The organism is Aquibacillus salsiterrae (assembly GCF_028416595.1).
In the GTDB taxonomy this organism is placed as follows: domain Bacteria; phylum Bacillota; class Bacilli; order Bacillales; family Amphibacillaceae; genus Aquibacillus_A; species Aquibacillus_A salsiterrae.
Genome location: NZ_JAMQKC010000030.1, coordinates 12,408 through 27,321 on the forward strand (window position 1 = coordinate 12,408; position 14,914 = coordinate 27,321).

At 38.4% G+C, this 14,914-nt stretch carries 16 protein-coding genes and 2 riboswitches; of the genes, 8 read left to right on the top strand and 8 right to left on the bottom strand.

Annotated elements, in window-relative coordinates; translation table 11 throughout:
• Positions 1–248 precede the first annotated feature (248 nt).
• Positions 249–1,670, top strand: a complete 1,422-nt coding sequence (gene gndA / locus NC799_RS16820) for an NADP-dependent phosphogluconate dehydrogenase (RefSeq protein ID WP_272447588.1) — start codon at positions 249–251, stop codon at positions 1,668–1,670.
• Between the two features lie 88 nt (positions 1,671–1,758).
• Here gndA and NC799_RS16825 read toward each other — a convergent pair whose 3' ends face one another.
• The 4 genes from NC799_RS16825 to zwf form a co-directional block, all read right to left on the bottom strand.
• Positions 1,759–2,391, bottom strand: a complete 633-nt coding sequence (locus NC799_RS16825) for an S-layer homology domain-containing protein (RefSeq protein WP_272447589.1) — start codon at positions 2,389–2,391, stop codon at positions 1,759–1,761.
• Between the two features lie 228 nt (positions 2,392–2,619).
• Positions 2,620–3,231, bottom strand: coding sequence for a trimeric intracellular cation channel family protein (locus NC799_RS16830; RefSeq protein ID WP_272447590.1), 612 nt, complete (start codon positions 3,229–3,231; stop codon positions 2,620–2,622).
• Between the two features lie 131 nt (positions 3,232–3,362).
• A riboswitch (glycine riboswitch) is annotated at positions 3,363–3,440 on the bottom strand.
• Between the two features lie 2 nt (positions 3,441–3,442).
• A riboswitch (glycine riboswitch) is annotated at positions 3,443–3,534 on the bottom strand.
• Positions 3,535–3,921: 387 nt separating this feature from the next.
• Entirely contained in the window at positions 3,922–4,542 is a 621-nt protein-coding gene (locus tag NC799_RS16835) for a cyclase family protein (protein ID WP_272447591.1), read from the bottom strand.
• 77 nt (positions 4,543–4,619) lie between these two features.
• The gene (gene zwf, locus NC799_RS16840; protein WP_272447592.1) at positions 4,620–6,110 is read right to left on the bottom strand and encodes a glucose-6-phosphate dehydrogenase; all 1,491 of its coding nucleotides are present in this window, start codon (positions 6,108–6,110) and stop codon (positions 4,620–4,622) included.
• A gap of 372 nt (positions 6,111–6,482) precedes the next feature.
• Here zwf and NC799_RS16845 point away from each other — a divergent pair, with 372 nt between their 5' ends.
• The 3 genes from NC799_RS16845 to NC799_RS16855 all read left to right on the top strand — a co-directional run bounded on the left by NC799_RS16845 (position 6,483) and on the right by NC799_RS16855 (position 8,239).
• The gene (locus NC799_RS16845) at positions 6,483–7,250 is read left to right on the top strand and encodes a TIGR01457 family HAD-type hydrolase (protein WP_272447593.1); all 768 of its coding nucleotides are present in this window, start codon (positions 6,483–6,485) and stop codon (positions 7,248–7,250) included.
• 113 nt (positions 7,251–7,363) lie between these two features.
• The gene (locus NC799_RS16850; RefSeq protein ID WP_272447594.1) at positions 7,364–7,660 is read left to right on the top strand and encodes a DUF5658 family protein; all 297 of its coding nucleotides are present in this window, start codon (positions 7,364–7,366) and stop codon (positions 7,658–7,660) included.
• A gap of 81 nt (positions 7,661–7,741) precedes the next feature.
• Positions 7,742–8,239 (top strand): GNAT family N-acetyltransferase, encoded by a 498-nt coding sequence (locus NC799_RS16855; RefSeq protein WP_417006702.1) that lies wholly within the window; start codon positions 7,742–7,744, stop codon positions 8,237–8,239.
• Positions 8,240–8,327: 88 nt separating this feature from the next.
• Here NC799_RS16855 and NC799_RS16860 read toward each other — a convergent pair whose 3' ends face one another.
• Genes NC799_RS16860 through NC799_RS16870 form a run of 3 tightly spaced genes read right to left on the bottom strand, consistent with a single transcriptional unit; the run spans position 8,328 to position 11,478 of the window.
• A complete protein-coding gene (locus NC799_RS16860) occupies positions 8,328–9,377 on the bottom strand; it encodes an ABC transporter permease (RefSeq protein WP_272447596.1) in 1,050 nt (349 codons plus the stop codon).
• Complete coding sequence (locus NC799_RS16865; RefSeq protein ID WP_272447597.1) at positions 9,374–10,318, bottom strand: ABC transporter ATP-binding protein; 945 nt, start codon at positions 10,316–10,318, stop codon at positions 9,374–9,376. The genes NC799_RS16860 and NC799_RS16865 overlap by 4 nt, the downstream gene beginning before the upstream one ends.
• A gap of 2 nt (positions 10,319–10,320) precedes the next feature.
• Complete coding sequence (locus NC799_RS16870) at positions 10,321–11,478, bottom strand: COG1470 family protein (RefSeq protein WP_272447598.1); 1,158 nt, start codon at positions 11,476–11,478, stop codon at positions 10,321–10,323.
• A 178-nt stretch (positions 11,479–11,656) separates the two neighbouring features.
• On the opposite strand from NC799_RS16870, the gene NC799_RS16875 reads away from it, so the two are divergent.
• From NC799_RS16875 to NC799_RS16885, 3 genes are read left to right on the top strand one after another with little or no spacing between them, the layout of a single operon-like run.
• Positions 11,657–12,238, top strand: a complete 582-nt coding sequence (locus NC799_RS16875) for an RNA polymerase sigma factor (RefSeq protein WP_272447599.1) — start codon at positions 11,657–11,659, stop codon at positions 12,236–12,238.
• Positions 12,228–12,941: an anti-sigma factor domain-containing protein gene (locus NC799_RS16880; RefSeq protein WP_272447600.1), complete on the top strand. Its 714-nt coding sequence runs from the start codon at positions 12,228–12,230 to the stop codon at positions 12,939–12,941. The genes NC799_RS16875 and NC799_RS16880 overlap by 11 nt, the downstream gene beginning before the upstream one ends.
• 25 nt (positions 12,942–12,966) lie before the next feature.
• The gene (locus NC799_RS16885; protein ID WP_272447601.1) at positions 12,967–13,197 is read left to right on the top strand and encodes a YdbC family protein; all 231 of its coding nucleotides are present in this window, start codon (positions 12,967–12,969) and stop codon (positions 13,195–13,197) included.
• A 177-nt stretch (positions 13,198–13,374) separates the two neighbouring features.
• On the opposite strand, the gene NC799_RS16890 is transcribed toward NC799_RS16885, so the two are convergent.
• A complete protein-coding gene (locus tag NC799_RS16890) occupies positions 13,375–13,725 on the bottom strand; it encodes a DUF1428 family protein (protein ID WP_272447602.1) in 351 nt (116 codons plus the stop codon).
• Between the two features lie 158 nt (positions 13,726–13,883).
• Here NC799_RS16890 and NC799_RS16895 point away from each other — a divergent pair, with 158 nt between their 5' ends.
• Entirely contained in the window at positions 13,884–14,366 is a 483-nt protein-coding gene (locus NC799_RS16895; RefSeq protein ID WP_272447603.1) for a PTS sugar transporter subunit IIA, read from the top strand.
• Positions 14,367–14,914 lie beyond the last annotated feature (548 nt).

Genomic DNA, 14,914 nt, shown 5'->3' on the forward strand with positions numbered 1-14,914 from the left:
CGAGATAGGTTGCTTTTCGGTAGAACGTGTATGCCTTTGTGTGCAAGAGGTAATCTCTTGTCTGAGGAACGTTATTTGCATACATTCCCTCTTTAAAGCGTCTCTTTAGAACTTCTGATGTCCTTTTTTCTTCCTTTAGAATATGTATTTTATTTTAGTGAATTTTATCAGATAATTAAGTACCTTAGTTGCGCTAGTTTGTCGAAAAACGTATGATAGGTATAGACAAAAAAGAAGGAGCGAAAATAATGGCAGGGAAACAACAAATCGGTGTAGTAGGATTAGCAGTTATGGGGAAAAATCTAGCTTTAAATATTGAAAGTAGAGGGAATTCTGTTTCGGTCTTTAATCGTTCTTACGAAAAAACAGAAGCATTTCTAAAAGATGAAGCAGAAGGAAAAAACTTCTTTGGTGCAAAGACAATTGAAGAATTTGTTGAATCATTAGAGACTCCAAGAAGAATTATGTTAATGGTAAAAGCAGGTCCAGCAACGGATGCTACGATTGAACAATTGTTACCACACCTTGACAAAGGAGACGTATTAATTGATGGAGGAAACACATTCTTCCAAGATACTATCCGTCGTAATAAAGAACTAGAAAAATCTGGTGTACACTTCATTGGTACTGGTGTATCTGGTGGAGAAGAAGGAGCGCTTAAAGGGCCATCTATTATGCCTGGTGGACAAAAAGAGGCGTATGAATTAGTTCAGCCAATTTTTGAAGCTATTTCTGCAAAAGTTGATGGTGAACCTTGTACAACATATATTGGTCCAGATGGTGCGGGTCACTATGTGAAAATGGTTCATAACGGTATTGAGTATGGTGACATGCAGTTAATCTGTGAAGCATATTTCATTATGAAAAACGTTCTCGGCTTTGGTGCAGATGAATTACACAAAGTATTTGCTGAATGGAATAAAGGTGAATTAGATAGTTACCTTATTGAAATCACTAGAGATATTTTCACAAAGAAAGATGACGAAACTGGTAAGCCTATGGTTGATGTAATTCTTGATACTGCTGGCCAAAAAGGTACTGGTAAATGGACAAGCCAAAGCGCACTTGATTTAGGTGTTCCGCTACCAATCATTACTGAATCTGTATTTGCTCGTTTTATTTCAGCAATGAAAGATGAACGTGTGAAAGCTAGTAAAATCCTTAATGGTCCAACAGCACAAGATACCCCGTATGAAGGGGACCAGGATGAACTTGTTGAAGCTATTAGAAAAGCATTGTACATGAGTAAAATCGTATCTTATGCACAAGGTTTTGCACAAATGCGTGCCGCTTCTGAAGAATTCAATTGGGATCTTAAATATGGCGAAATTGCGATGATTTTCCGTGGTGGTTGTATTATTCGTGCGCAGTTCTTGCAAAAGATTAAAGAAGCATATGACCGTGAGCCAGGTCTAGCTAACCTATTATTAGATCCATATTTCCAAGAAATCGTTGAAAGCTATCAAGCTTCATTAAGAAAGGTACTTGCTGTAGCAATGGAACGCGGTATTCCAGTCCCAGCATTCTCAAGTGCCTTGGCATACTTTGATAGCTATCGTACAGAAACATTACCTGCTAACCTTTTGCAAGCGCAACGCGATTATTTTGGTGCACACACATACCAACGTGTTGACAAAGAAGGAACATTCCACACGGAGTGGTTGAAATAATATATTGAAAACCACCTTGTCGTTTCGGGCGACAGGGTGGTTTTTTCTTTACAGGATAAGAAAGTATAAAACTGCGCTTTTCTTACCGTTATTCGATTTCGGTTGGCACAGCTAACTGAAGTGTTTTAGCAACCCAAGCTGCTGCTTCATCCCGTTTGAGCACTTGATTAGGATGGAAAGCACCATCTTTAACTGAAATAACATTCGCGTTTATCAGTTTTTGAATACTATCCATTTTGTCACTATCAATCTCATTTTCATCCTCTAACGTATTCCATTTTTCAATAAACATATAATCTCCTGTTTGGTTAAAAGCTTGAAACAACATATGAGCGAATTGTTGTCTAGTCATTTTATCATGTGCTTTCACATCTTTTGGAATAGTGATATCGTTAAGATAAGAAACTATGAAAGCTTCTGAATACCACTTATCATCTTGAATGTTTGTGAAATAATCAGACGGGACAGGGGCCTTGATAAAGGTGAAATGGGCTAAGTTAAGGTCAAAGGCTGCTTTTGTTATTTGGACGCCTTCAGCATAGGTTAAATCTTTATTTGGCATATAGTTAACCCCGTCAACACCGTGTACAATACCCTTTTCCTCCAGTTGAGTGATCTCTTTTGCATATGGACTTTGATCAATATCTGAGAAAGCAAATACAGTTCCAATGAAGAAAAATTGCAAAACAATAACGAACGCCAATACTTTGAATCTTTCCATGATCGTTAACATCTCCCTTTTTTCATTTATAGACGTTATTGCTGGCAATTGGTTACAGTGGGGGAGTTTGTGATTAATTTGAATCACCTAGAACCCGACTTAACTTCCGAAAGAGTGCAATTTACCTGCAATCAGTAGTTATTATTAGATGAAATCCGATCAAAAAAAAACGATTCAAACTAAAAATAAGTTCAAATCGTTTAATCAGATTCTATAAAATAGCACCAATTAATGTTGCTGTACTTTCGTAACTGTTCTAATAGGTAACCCCCAACCACATTGATGAGATATGACCCGTAATAGGAGGATAATAACGAAAAGGGAATATAGTTGGAACGATTGTACAGCCCACCCCATTCCGATGACAAAGCCTGCGACCAATGCCCATAGCAGGTACACTTCTTGCCTGAAAACAATTGGTTTTTGCTGTGCAAGCACATCTCTAATTATGCCTCCACCTGCACCAGTTATTGCCGCTGAAAACATGACGGCGAGTAGTGGTAGATCAATGGAGGCTGCATACATCGCTCCTTGAATCGCGAATGCGGACAAACCGATTGCATCAAAAATCGACCACTCTTTTAAATGGAGCACTGCCATATTTGGTAATAGAAATACAATTGTTATCGTTATGATCGCGATAATAAAAAGCTCTGTCTGTTGCCATAATTCAATGACCGGAATGCCGGTAAACAAGTTTCTAACAGCTCCGCCGCCGAACGCTGTAATCAAACCTAGTATATAAGTGCCCATAATATCATATTTTACTTGCATGGCAATAATCGCACCACTCATTGCAAAAGCAATTGTTCCAATGACATTTAATACGTCCCAAACCACAAAAAAGGCCCCCTTAGCATAAGTAAATGTAAATACAAAGATTCGACATCATCGAATGAGTTGATGTCGAAAATTTCTGACACCTTTATCAGATATAGTATCTTTGAAAGGGTTAGAAATTAGAGTGTCGTTCTCTGTCCTTGTACCTGAGAGTTTACCTTAGCTTCTAAAGGCTTCCCCTTGGGTGGCTTTGCTGCGCTCTCCAGAGATGCGTCCTGTAGCGGTCTTTTTACCTGAGAGATTCATCTTATCAAGACTTGCCCCTTCGGTGACGAAATGTACGTTCTCTCCCACTACCGTCGTTCGCTATTGTTTATCTATAAATAGAGTAGATTATTAGTAGTAGATTTGTCAATGACATTTTCTTGTTAATACATTATGGCTAGTGCAAATTACTTGTTACTACTAACTGATGGTAACAAATCAATTAAAATTGGTTGGAGACTTCCTTCTATATTTCGATTAAAATATTGTTTTTAAAGGGGGAACCGCATCATGATCACGGCATTTATTCATGGAGCGGTGTATGGATAGTAACGATTTGTGCAGGTGTAGGTAATATGAGGGTGAATGTTTAAAAAAACTAGTCTACTTTCTTATCTTTTGAAAAAAACAATAGAAACGCTAGGGTTTTAATCCAAGCGTTTCTATTGTCAATTGTCTATACCGAAAACATAGAGGGAATCATTACTACTTGTTCCAATCTTCAAATAACAACACTCGTGCTGGAGCAGCTTCCGTTCCAATTAATTTCACTGGTGCAGCAACCATAAAATATTCCTTTGCTTCAATTTCTTTTAAGCGAAGCCCTTCAACGATGATGATATCATTTTTAAATAGATTGCGGTGGGTAGGATTTCCTGGTTGACTACGTTCAATTCCAAGTGTATCAATACCTACTCCATTTATTTTGCGATCGACTAAGAAGTTCGCGCCATCTTCTTTTAAGAAAACAAAGTTGTCATCCCATTGATCAATGAACGAATTTTTCGTCTTCAACAAAATGAAATCATTTGCCTGAATATCAAGGGTTGCTAAATCAGCTTTAGTTATCCCGTCTTCTACATCCGTCAAATCGAACACTTTAACGGGAGTAACTAGCTTCTCGAGCGGTATTGTTTCAAACGTATCCGCATCGTTAATCATATGAAGTGGGGCGTCTATATGTGTTCCTGTATGAAGGTTAAAGTCCATACGCGTGACGGTCACATGTTCCATTGTTGCACGGTTAAAAGTAGGTTGGGCAGATTCTGCATTATCCCAGACGGGCATACCTGTATGGACAGGCATTGAAATATCATACATTTTCATATAGAAGCACCCTTTCTTAAAAAATAGTAAAGTACCTAGACGCCTCCCGGTAGAGGTCTGACCAAGCGCTTTTCTTCTTATTCTTCTTCTGGAGTTACTGTCCACCAGTGGAATCCGTCTTGTTCTAATAGTGCATCTGATTTCTTTGGACCGTTAGAACCAGATTCATAGTTAGGATAATCATCAGCAGATTTGTTTTCCCAGTTTTGTGAAATGACATCAACGAACTTCCATGACAATGCTACTTCATCCCAGTGGGTAAAGTTAGTTGAATCACCACGCATGCAATCATATAACAACACTTCATATGCTTCCGGAGTGTTCATTTTATCCTTACTATTGTTGTTGAAACTTAAGTCAATCGGCTTTGATACAGTACCTTGGTCACCCTTTTTAGCATTTAATTGCAATGAGATACCTTCGTGTGGTTGAATATGAATCACAAGCAAGTTAGGGTGAACATTTTCTGTCTTATCATAATACAAGTTCATTGGTAGGTCTTTGAATTGAACAACAATCTCGGTAGATTTCTTTTCCATCCTTTTTCCAGTACGGATATAAAACGGAACACCAGCCCATCTAAAGTTATCAATTAAGATTTTGCCTGCTACGAACGTTTCTGTATTTGAATTAGAGTCTACAGAACTACTTTCCCTATATGCATTAACTTCTTCCCCGTTAAGAATTCCCCGGTCATATTGGCCGCGAACGAAATATTTATCCACATCATCCACGCTAATTGGTCTGATTGCTCGTAATGCTTTAACTTTCTCGCTTCGAATTTCATTAGGAGTAAGTTTTATTGGTGGTTCCATCGCAAGTAGGGCAAGCATCTGTAACATATGGTTTTGTACCATGTCACGCAGTGCGCCAGAGGATTCATAATACCGACCTCTGTCCTCAACGCCTAGTACTTCACTAGAAGTAATTTGAATATTGGAAATGTATTGGTTATTCCATAAAGGTTCAAACATCGCATTGGCAAAACGAATAACTTCAATATTTTGAACCATTTCTTTACCGAGGTAATGGTCAATACGATAAATCTGATCCTCGTTAAATGCTTGTCTAATTTGATTGTTCAATTCTTGTGCAGACTCAAAATTGTGACCAAATGGTTTCTCAATCACAAGTCTTGACCATCCCTTTGTTTGGGTAAGTCCTTCTGATTTTAAGTTAGCTGCAATTGTTCCAAAGAAATTAGGAGCCATCGCTAGATAAAAGATGCGATTTCCTTCCGTATTGTATTGGTCGTCTAGCTGTAATAGAAATTCATTTAAACGCTTATAATGATCAAGGTCCGTTGCATCAAATGGATTATAATAAAAATGCGATGCAAAATCGTCATGATCAATGTCATCGGATTGAAATGCTTCAATCGATTTTTTTACGTTGTTACGGAAATCATCATTAGTTAACGGTCTTCTTGCTACACCAACGACAGCGAAATCATCCGTGATCTTATTATTGCGATAAAGTCGATAAATAGAAGGGAACAATTTCCTGTTGGCCAAGTCACCTGTTGCACCAAAGATGACAATAATGGATTTTGGGTTATTAGTTGTCATTACGTTACTACCTTTCCTTCATTCGTTATTTGTGAAAAACACTTTATGCTAAATTCTAAACTAATTTTTCTATCCTTTTAGTGTATGTGACAAAAAGACAATTGTACATATCAATTTACTATATATACAATAGCATGACAGTGTCATTTATTAAAACGTTTTACACTACGTATACAAAAAGTTTATACTTTTTGTAAGTTTATCCAACAATACACTAGCCGACAAGCTTCATTTTACATCATTTTCGTAAAATAATCAGAAAATTTTGTCTAAAAGTTACTCATTCGTTCATTTTAGCTAGAATTGTTAACGAATAGTTACTATACTATCATTTACAACAAAAATAACAAAGGAATTAGGTGGTTGATTATCATGAAATCATATCGCGGATTTTTAATTGATTTAGATGGGACTGTATATCGAGGTACTGAAAAAATAGTAGAAGCCATTGAATTTGTGAAGGAACTGGAAAAAAGACAGCTTCCCTATTTATTTTTAACAAATAATTCAACGAAGCCACCGAGTCAAGTTGCAGCTACGCTAGTTGGAATGGGTGTCCCTGCAACAAAAGAACACGTGTTTACAACAAGTATGGCTACAGCTAAGTATATAGCAGGGCAAAAGCCTGGGGCTAAAGTATATCCGATTGGCGAACAGGGACTTATTTCAGCTATTGAAGCGGCAGGGTTGGAGGTAGTGGAAAGAGAGCCGGACTTTGTTGTGATGGGTCTTGATCGCAACATTACGTATGAGAAATTAGCAATCGGTGCACTAGCAATCCGATCAGGTGCAACGTTTGTCGCTACAAACGGTGATATTGCACTTCCAACCGAGAGAGGATTTTTACCTGGTGCTGGTTCTTTAATTTCGGTTCTGTCAGTAACAACGGGTGTAACACCTAAATTTATTGGAAAGCCAGAAGCCATTATTGTTGACCAAGCTTTAGAAGTGCTTGGTACGACTAAAGATGAAACGCTAATGGTTGGTGATAATTATCATACCGATATACTTGCAGGGATCAACGCAGGAATCGATACCCTATTAGTCCATACTGGTGTTACAACGAAAGAGCACTTAAAAGATAAAGACACACAGCCAACCTATGCAATTAATTCATTAGATGAATGGACAATAAAATAGAAGGTTTGCTCACACTATAAATTATGATTAACCCAATTCACGGGATATTAGGTTTAAGAATACCATGGATTACCGAAACTAAACGGTAAATCATGGTATTTTTAGGTGATAAAATGTTTAAATTACTAATCGTTTATATTGCGTTACTCAATATAGTAGATGGGTTGGTCACAAAGTTCGGTTTAGACAATCAGTATATTGGTGAGGCTAATCCATTAATGGACCAGTTATATTATTTAAGTCCAACTGTGTTTGTTTTGCTAAAAGCAAGCTTATCGGTTATTTTAATTTTATGTATTTGGGCGTTTCATGTTCCAAGCACTCATTTGCTGAAAGGATTGGCCTATACTGCGTCCGTTTTATATACAATTATCTTTATTGCACACAGCTACTGGTTAGTTCAATTGTGAATGAGTTGGCAATCTTTGGATTACATCTATTTCATGTAGTATACTTATAACAACTAGATGAATCGCCAAAGGGGGAGAAAAGTGTTGAAAACCAATCGGTTAAACATTAGAAAAATGATTGAATCAGATAAGACAAACCTTTTGAAAATTTTTTCAGACCCTGTTGCAATGGAGTTTTATCCGGATACGAAAAATGAAGAAGAAACCATTCGGTGGATTAACTGGACAATCAATAATTACGATAAATTCGGTGTTGGCTTATGGGTCGTCGAGTCATTAAAAACAGGACAGTTTTTAGGACAATGTGGCATCGTTCCGCAAAAGGTTGATGGGGAAGTGCAGATGGAAATCGGTTATACCTTTATCCGTCAATTTTGGGGGAATGGTTATGCAACAGAAGCTGCTGTAGCTTGTAAAGACTATGGGTTTTCCGTACTTAAACTACCTCGGCTAATCTCTTTAATCGACCCTCTCAATAAAGCATCAATCAAGGTCGCCAAACGGATGGGAATGACCTTTGAAAAAAGTATTGAAAAGTGGGGGAAGACAATTGCCATTTATGCAATAGACAATAAATAGTCAGCTAGTCCCGTGTTGTTACAAGGAAACTAGCCGACTTACTTGAGTAATCTTCTTCAAATGCTAGGCGTCCTTTAGGTTTCCTGTTTTATTGACTACCCCTAATTTCTTGACGCATAAACAAAAGATAAGAGATTGCGAAACAGATCAATGTTGCTGCAATCAGACCGGTTAGCTGGGGCCAGATTAATAGTAGGCTTTGGCTTAACGGGAGTGGCCCTGCAATCGCCCCAGCCGTTTGTTCCATTGTTAATGGCCCGGTGCTCCTGACAGATGGTGATAATAATATCGACGTTGACTCATTGAATAAATAGTTAGGTGACAGACGCATTAAGTTAAGAATGGTTTCTTGTCGGCTGATTGCGGCTGATTGTGTTGTGATTGCTTCAGGATTGAACATTACTTTAGCAATTATTTGGATAATCATTGAATAAAAAACACTAAAGAATATCCAGACTGCCATCCCAGATAAGGCAGATGTTGCTGCCTGTTTAAACCGTACTGAAAACAAGATACCGAGATTTAACCAAAAGGCGATGTAGCAAATACAAAGGGTTATAAATAAAGCAATTCTAGCAAATTCTTCAAACGATGGCGGGATACCGATAATAAGAATGCCAAGTGCTGTAACAATTAAGCCTAGTATGGCAAATAAAACAACGTTAATTAGGATGGCTGCTACAAACTTTGCATTTAACACATAATCCCTAGGAATAGGTTGTGCCATTAGTCTACTTAGCGTGCCTTTGTTTCGTTCTGAATTGATCGCATCGAATCCTAGTGCAATACCAAGGAGTGGACCAATAAAGCCAACAAAGGTAATAAATGGTGGCAGTGTCCCATCTGAAACAGTAAATAACTTTAAGAATAGGAAGGAATCTTTGGCAATTTCTTTTGCATCGTTAGAAGCGTTAAGCGCATCTTGAATGCTTGTAATGGCTGTGTAAAGTGAGCCCACACAGGTTAGTAGAATAATGACCAAAAGAATAATGATCCGCCAACTCGTCAAATAATCGGTAAATTCCTTTCGTACAATTGCTTGAAATGCGTTTCTTCGTTGAAGTGCCATCTGACTACGTGGTCTCTCGCTATCTAAACTTTCAGTTGGTAACAATTTGCTTAAGCTAGGCATTTTCATGTCGCCTCACGTCCTTCAAAATATCGATGATAAATTTCATCTAACCCATAATCTTTCTTGTTGATATAAGAGAGTCTCGCCCCGGATTGAATTATTTTTTCAGCTATAATAGAGGTGACATCTCGGTCACAATAAATCTCTAGGCTTGTGTTAAGTTTTTCAACACGGTTAACCCCGTTAATTTTGTGCAATTCTTCAAGTAATGATTGCTCTATTCCCTCGGCCGTCACATTCACAACAAAGGTATCTTCGAAAAATAATTGCTGGGCAAGACGGGCCAGATTGCCTTCTGCTAACAATTTACCACTTACAAAAATGCCAACCCGATCGCAAATTTGTTGGACCTGATGCAAATGGTGGGAAGACAGAAGAACTGTGATGTTTTCTTGCTCGTTCAGTTCCTTAATTAGTTTTAATAATTCTCTGACACCCTCTGGGTCTATCCCTAATGTCGGTTCATCGAGAATAATAACCTCAGGTTTCTTGATTAGTACATCTGCAAGGCCAAGCCGTTGTCTCATTCCGCGTGAGTATTTACCTGTTTTTTTATCTGCAGCATGATTTAAGCCAACACGGTCTAGTAACTGAGTAGCTAATTCTTTTGCTTCTTGTTTTGGTATGCCATTTAATGCTGCTGTGTACATTAAATTCTCCAGTCCAGTCATGTGATGATAAAAGCCAAGATCATCTGGTAAATAACCTACCCGAGCCTTAACTTCTAATGGATAGCGGGTCGAGTCAATTCCACAGACTGATACACTTCCGCTTGTCGGTTCGCTAAGTCCAAGCATCATTAATATCGTTGTCGATTTCCCTGCGCCATTTGGTCCAAGTAAGCCAAATATTTCCCCTTTTTGAATGGTAAGAGATAAGTGATCAACAGCATATTGATTGTCGTACTTTTTTGTAATTTCTTTAAGCTCGATAATCGGCCCCGTCACGTTTATCTCCTCCCATATTTTCTAATTAAATAATATAGACCAAAGACAACTGCTAAGATGATTAGCACACCGATAAAGCCCCAAACCGTTGAAGTTGCAACAGACACACGGAACGAAGCGTCAGACGAAGCCTGGGCCGTTTCTGCGGTAAAGGTTGTTACATAGTCCCCAGCGATTGCATCGTCTGGTGCTGTTAAGGTTGCTTTAATTGTTTTACTTTCACCAGCTGCTAATTGTGGGATGGTGCTAATATCAAATTCAGATTCCCAATTTGGCGGTGTTGATGCAGTAATGTCAATGTCTGTTAGGGTTGTAGTTCCAGTATTCTCTACAACCAAATCAATCGTTTTGTCATTTCCTGCTGTAATATCTGTACTTAGTCTTCCGTCCTTGGTTGTGAGATTAATGTCGTAAGAACCAGTAATAACAGCCTCTAATGTTGCTTCTGCTGTTGTATTACTTGTACTTGCTTGGATTGGGATAGTATAAGTATCAGCAGTTACGTTCTGTGCGGGTGTCATGTTAATCGAAATATCTTTCGAACTGTTTGGATCTAACGTAACTGATGTAACATTTTGTCCGTCTACCTTAAATTGAACAGACCAACCTTCTGGTGCTTTAGTGCTAAGTGCATACGTTTGTTTCTCTGCTGTTCGGTTTCTAATCTTAGCAGAATAAGAAAACGTTGAATCTGCATACCCTTCCATATTGGGCTGGTCTGATGTTAACTCTGTCTTAAATGTTCCTTGTTCTGTTACCGTAGTTAGAAAGTCTAAGGATGCAACAGTTCCGTCAGCTCCGTTAGCAACAAGTTCAAAGCGGTAGTCTGCTTTTTGTACTTTTAATGGAACTGTAACCTCTAAGTTTATCGTTTCTTCCCCATTTGGCTTAATCGATAGTTGGCGGATGTCTCTTCCGCCTGAGGTGATGCTTTGTTCAAAGCCATCTGGCAAATTATTTACGTCAAACGTTATCGATTCAATGGATGAGCTACTGTTCGTTACATCAATGGAATAATTAATCGTTTCCCCGGGAGTGACCGCAAGACCTGTGTAAGGTGTGAACAAAGTAAGGTGACTTGCTGCATAGCTTTTAGTAACGCCTAGACCAGGTCCTACGGTGATTAAAATGACCAATACCGTTAATATTTTTTTAAACATAGCTAATACCCCTCCTCTTTTTTTCAACCTTACTACGAAGCAACATTGCTATTTGGATTTGCAAATTTCAAAAAAATTTGTAAAATTTATTTAGAAGTGTTAAGACTGTGAAATGGATAAGAGAGTTAGCTTAGAAAGGATTATGCGTGACTAAGCCATCTTGAGAGGGGGTAGTGGTTTGGATAAGCAGAAATTAAGTGTTCAACGGTTAAAAGAAATTGCTACTGGGTCGAAGGAAGCATTTGATGATTTTTATGTACAACACCTTCCGTTTGTGTATAAAATTGCCTTTCAATTTACAAGTGATCGATTGGAAGCTGAGGACGTTTGTCATGATGTCTTTTTAGAAGTTTATCAAAAGGCACACCTGTATCGCCCTGAAAAAGGGACAGTCGAAGCATGGCTTGCTGTCAAAACAAAGAGTCGCTCGATTGACAAATTAAGAAAGAAAAAGACCATGCTTATTCATAAGCTTGAGGGGTTATTGCGTGAAGAGGTGAGTGATGCAGAGGTTTCCGTACTCGCTCACATTGAACGAGAGGTAATTTTTGAGGCGTTAAAGCATTTGCCAGAGGAACAGCAAAGTGTCATTTACCACGCTTATTTTAAAGACCTGACACAAAAACAAATCGCACAGCTGATGGGGAAACCATTAGGGTCAATAAAATCAATGGTACGGTACGGACTTAATAATTTACGGAAACAAAAAAACTTACTAAACTGGTCCAAACCCAGTGGAGGTGAGAATAATGAATTATAAGGAACATGTTGATGAGCATCTCTTAATCGATTATGCAAAAGACCAATTAGATTCTGACAAACGAACCGAAATCATTGCCCATGTTAACATGTGTGCTCAATGTCAAACCAATTTGAAAGAATGGGAGCTTTTGTTAAATCGTGAACAACAGATTGCCAACGATCCTTCCCCTTACTTAAAGACGAGGATTCACCATAGTATTGCCAAGCATGGTAAACCAAAAAGAACAATAGCCTTTAAACCGATATTCGCAAGTATAAGTGGGGTGATGATTGTATTTTTGTGTGTATTACTTTATATCAATATGCGCGCACAGGATTTAACATATGAAGTGAGACAGAATGAGGAGATAGGTGAATCAGAGCTTTTTAATCACCCGAATACAAATCGGCTGGATATTATTCCAGCATCGACTGCTCAAAATGTAAGTGGAAATGTATGGATAAATAATGCCACTAATGAAATGCTAGTAGAAGTGCAAGGCTTGACTCATTTGGCAGAAAGGGATTATCAGCTTTGGGTAATCCATTCAAACGATCAATTTCGAAGTGAGTTATTACAATTACAAAATGGGACAGCTAAAGTGTATTATAGAGGAGAAGACTTGACTAAGCTTGAGCGGATTAAAGCAAGTGTTGAACCATTAGGGGGAAGTGACAAACCAACAGGGCCGGAAACATTTTATGTGAACTTTACAAGGTGAACATAGGGAAACGGAGGGGAATATAGTGGCGGAAATTCAATATGAAATTGTTAAAACAATTGGTGTTCTATCTGAGTCAGCAAAAGGTTGGAAAAAGGAATTAAATCTTGTTAGATGGAATAACCGAGAACCCAAGTATGATATCCGGGATTGGGCACCAAACCACGAAAAAATGGGTAAAGGGATTACGTTATCGGATGAAGAAGTGGAGCAACTAAAATTATTGTTGCACGAGAATAACAATCAATCACTTTAAAATAGAGCGTCTAACGGACCGCTGCGTCGTTGAGACGCTTTTTTTTTGAGATAAAATTACACCGCGAAACAGGCAGCACCAGCTACGTGCACTTTTTTCTCGAAAAATAATCATAAAAGACAGCCAATGGAGGATAACTATATATAGGTAATCGGAAAGTAAATGAACCACCCTACTTTATTCACATAAAAACGATGCAGAAACCATTTTCGTGCCATGAACTAACTGATTGACACTATTGGTGAGCGTTTTCATTGTATCATCTTCTTTCGTTTGTTCACAAATTTCGACGTAATGTGAAAAGTTGCGGTAAACGGTTTGCCTAAGTATGATTTGCTCATCGGGCTCAGCATTTAATATCGTGAAAAAGCGTTTGTGTAAATCTGAATCTTTTTCAGTTACAGTAGTATAAACTCTGTCTTCGAGCGTCCCATACGCTAACATAATATCGCTAATTTGATGACGAAGTTCCATAAATTCATCAATCGTCTCACTGCTAACTAGGTAAAAGTAAAGATTGGTATACATCTATCTCACCCCTTCAACAGTCACTATATGCCAACAATAAAAAGAGGGTGAATGGATTCTTACAGTTATTAGGGACAAAAGTAGAGCTAAATTGACAAACTTGTATATACAGGTTACCATATGATTATTAAAGGACGTTATTTAGAGGAGGAAGTACTGTGTTAAAAAAGTTATTTGGCAAAACGCCAACAGAAGATAAAGTAGTTGCTCCGGTTTCCGGAGAACTGGTTTCGATTACAGATGTTCCAGATCCAACTTTTTCACAGAAAATGATGGGGGATGGGATTGCTATTAAGCCGTCAAGTGGTAAGGTTGTTGCTCCGGTAAACGGTAAAGTCGTTAACCTTTTCCCTACAAAGCACGCGGTTGGTATTGAATCAGAAGCAGGTGTAGAGTATTTAATTCATATTGGTTTAGAAACCGTTTCCTTGAATGGAGAAGGTTTCGAAGCTCATGTTAAGCAAGGAGATAAAGTATCAGCTGGTGACTTACTCATTACAGTTGATTTAGATGTTGTTAGTGCGAAAGCAGAGTCAACCATTACTCCACTGGTTATAACCAATGACGTATCAGAGATGGAAATTATCGCCCCGCAACAAGTAACTCATGGTGAAACACAAATTATGACTGTGAAAAAATAAGAAAAAGAGTACAATTCTTCTTCGTTACTAAGAAGCGTTGTACTCTTTTTTTAAGAGAAAAGAAGGTATAAAAAAATCTAAGAGCTGTCTAGCTCCGGGCGCCTAGCCCGCCTGAGGTCTTAAGCTGACCAAGGCGTTCTTCGCTTTTTTTACAAAGCAGTTTTGTAACACTCAACCGAGTCCGAATTCACCCCTAATTCGGACATGGAAAGGCAAAATCCAGTGAACCGAGTCCGAATTCACCCTTAATTTGGACAGAGAAAGGCGAAATCCAGTGAACTGAGTCCGAATTCACCCCTAATTTGGACATTGGAAGGCGAAATCCAGTGAACTGAGTCCGAATTCACCCTTAATTCGGACAGAGAAAGGCGAAATCCAGTGAACCGAGTCCGAATTCACCCCTAATTCGGACAGTGAAAGACGAAATCCAGTGAACTGAGTCCGAATTCACCCTTAATTCGGACAGAGAAAGGCGAAATCCAGTGAACCGAGTCCGAATTCACCCCTAATTCGGACAGTGAAAGACGAAATCCAGTGAACTGAGTCCG

Excerpts from the sequence above, each read along its gene's own strand:
- NC799_RS16890 (WP_272447602.1), bottom strand. The coding sequence starts at position 13,725 with ATGTATACCAATCTTTACTTTTACCTAGTTAGCAGTGAGACGATTGAT.
- NC799_RS16835 (WP_272447591.1), bottom strand. The coding sequence starts at position 4,542 with ATGAAAATGTATGATATTTCAATGCCTGTCCATACAGGTATGCCCGTC.
- NC799_RS16825 (WP_272447589.1), bottom strand. The coding sequence starts at position 2,391 with ATGGAAAGATTCAAAGTATTGGCGTTCGTTATTGTTTTGCAATTTTTC.
- zwf (WP_272447592.1), bottom strand. The coding sequence starts at position 6,110 with ATGACAACTAATAACCCAAAATCCATTATTGTCATCTTTGGTGCAACA.
- NC799_RS16870 (WP_272447598.1), bottom strand. The coding sequence starts at position 11,478 with ATGTTTAAAAAAATATTAACGGTATTGGTCATTTTAATCACCGTAGGA.
- gndA (WP_272447588.1), top strand. The coding sequence starts at position 249 with ATGGCAGGGAAACAACAAATCGGTGTAGTAGGATTAGCAGTTATGGGG.
- NC799_RS16860 (WP_272447596.1), bottom strand. The coding sequence starts at position 9,377 with ATGAAAATGCCTAGCTTAAGCAAATTGTTACCAACTGAAAGTTTAGAT.
- NC799_RS16850 (WP_272447594.1), top strand. The coding sequence starts at position 7,364 with ATGTTTAAATTACTAATCGTTTATATTGCGTTACTCAATATAGTAGAT.
- NC799_RS16845 (WP_272447593.1), top strand. The coding sequence starts at position 6,483 with ATGAAATCATATCGCGGATTTTTAATTGATTTAGATGGGACTGTATAT.
- NC799_RS16880 (WP_272447600.1), top strand. The coding sequence starts at position 12,228 with ATGAATTATAAGGAACATGTTGATGAGCATCTCTTAATCGATTATGCA.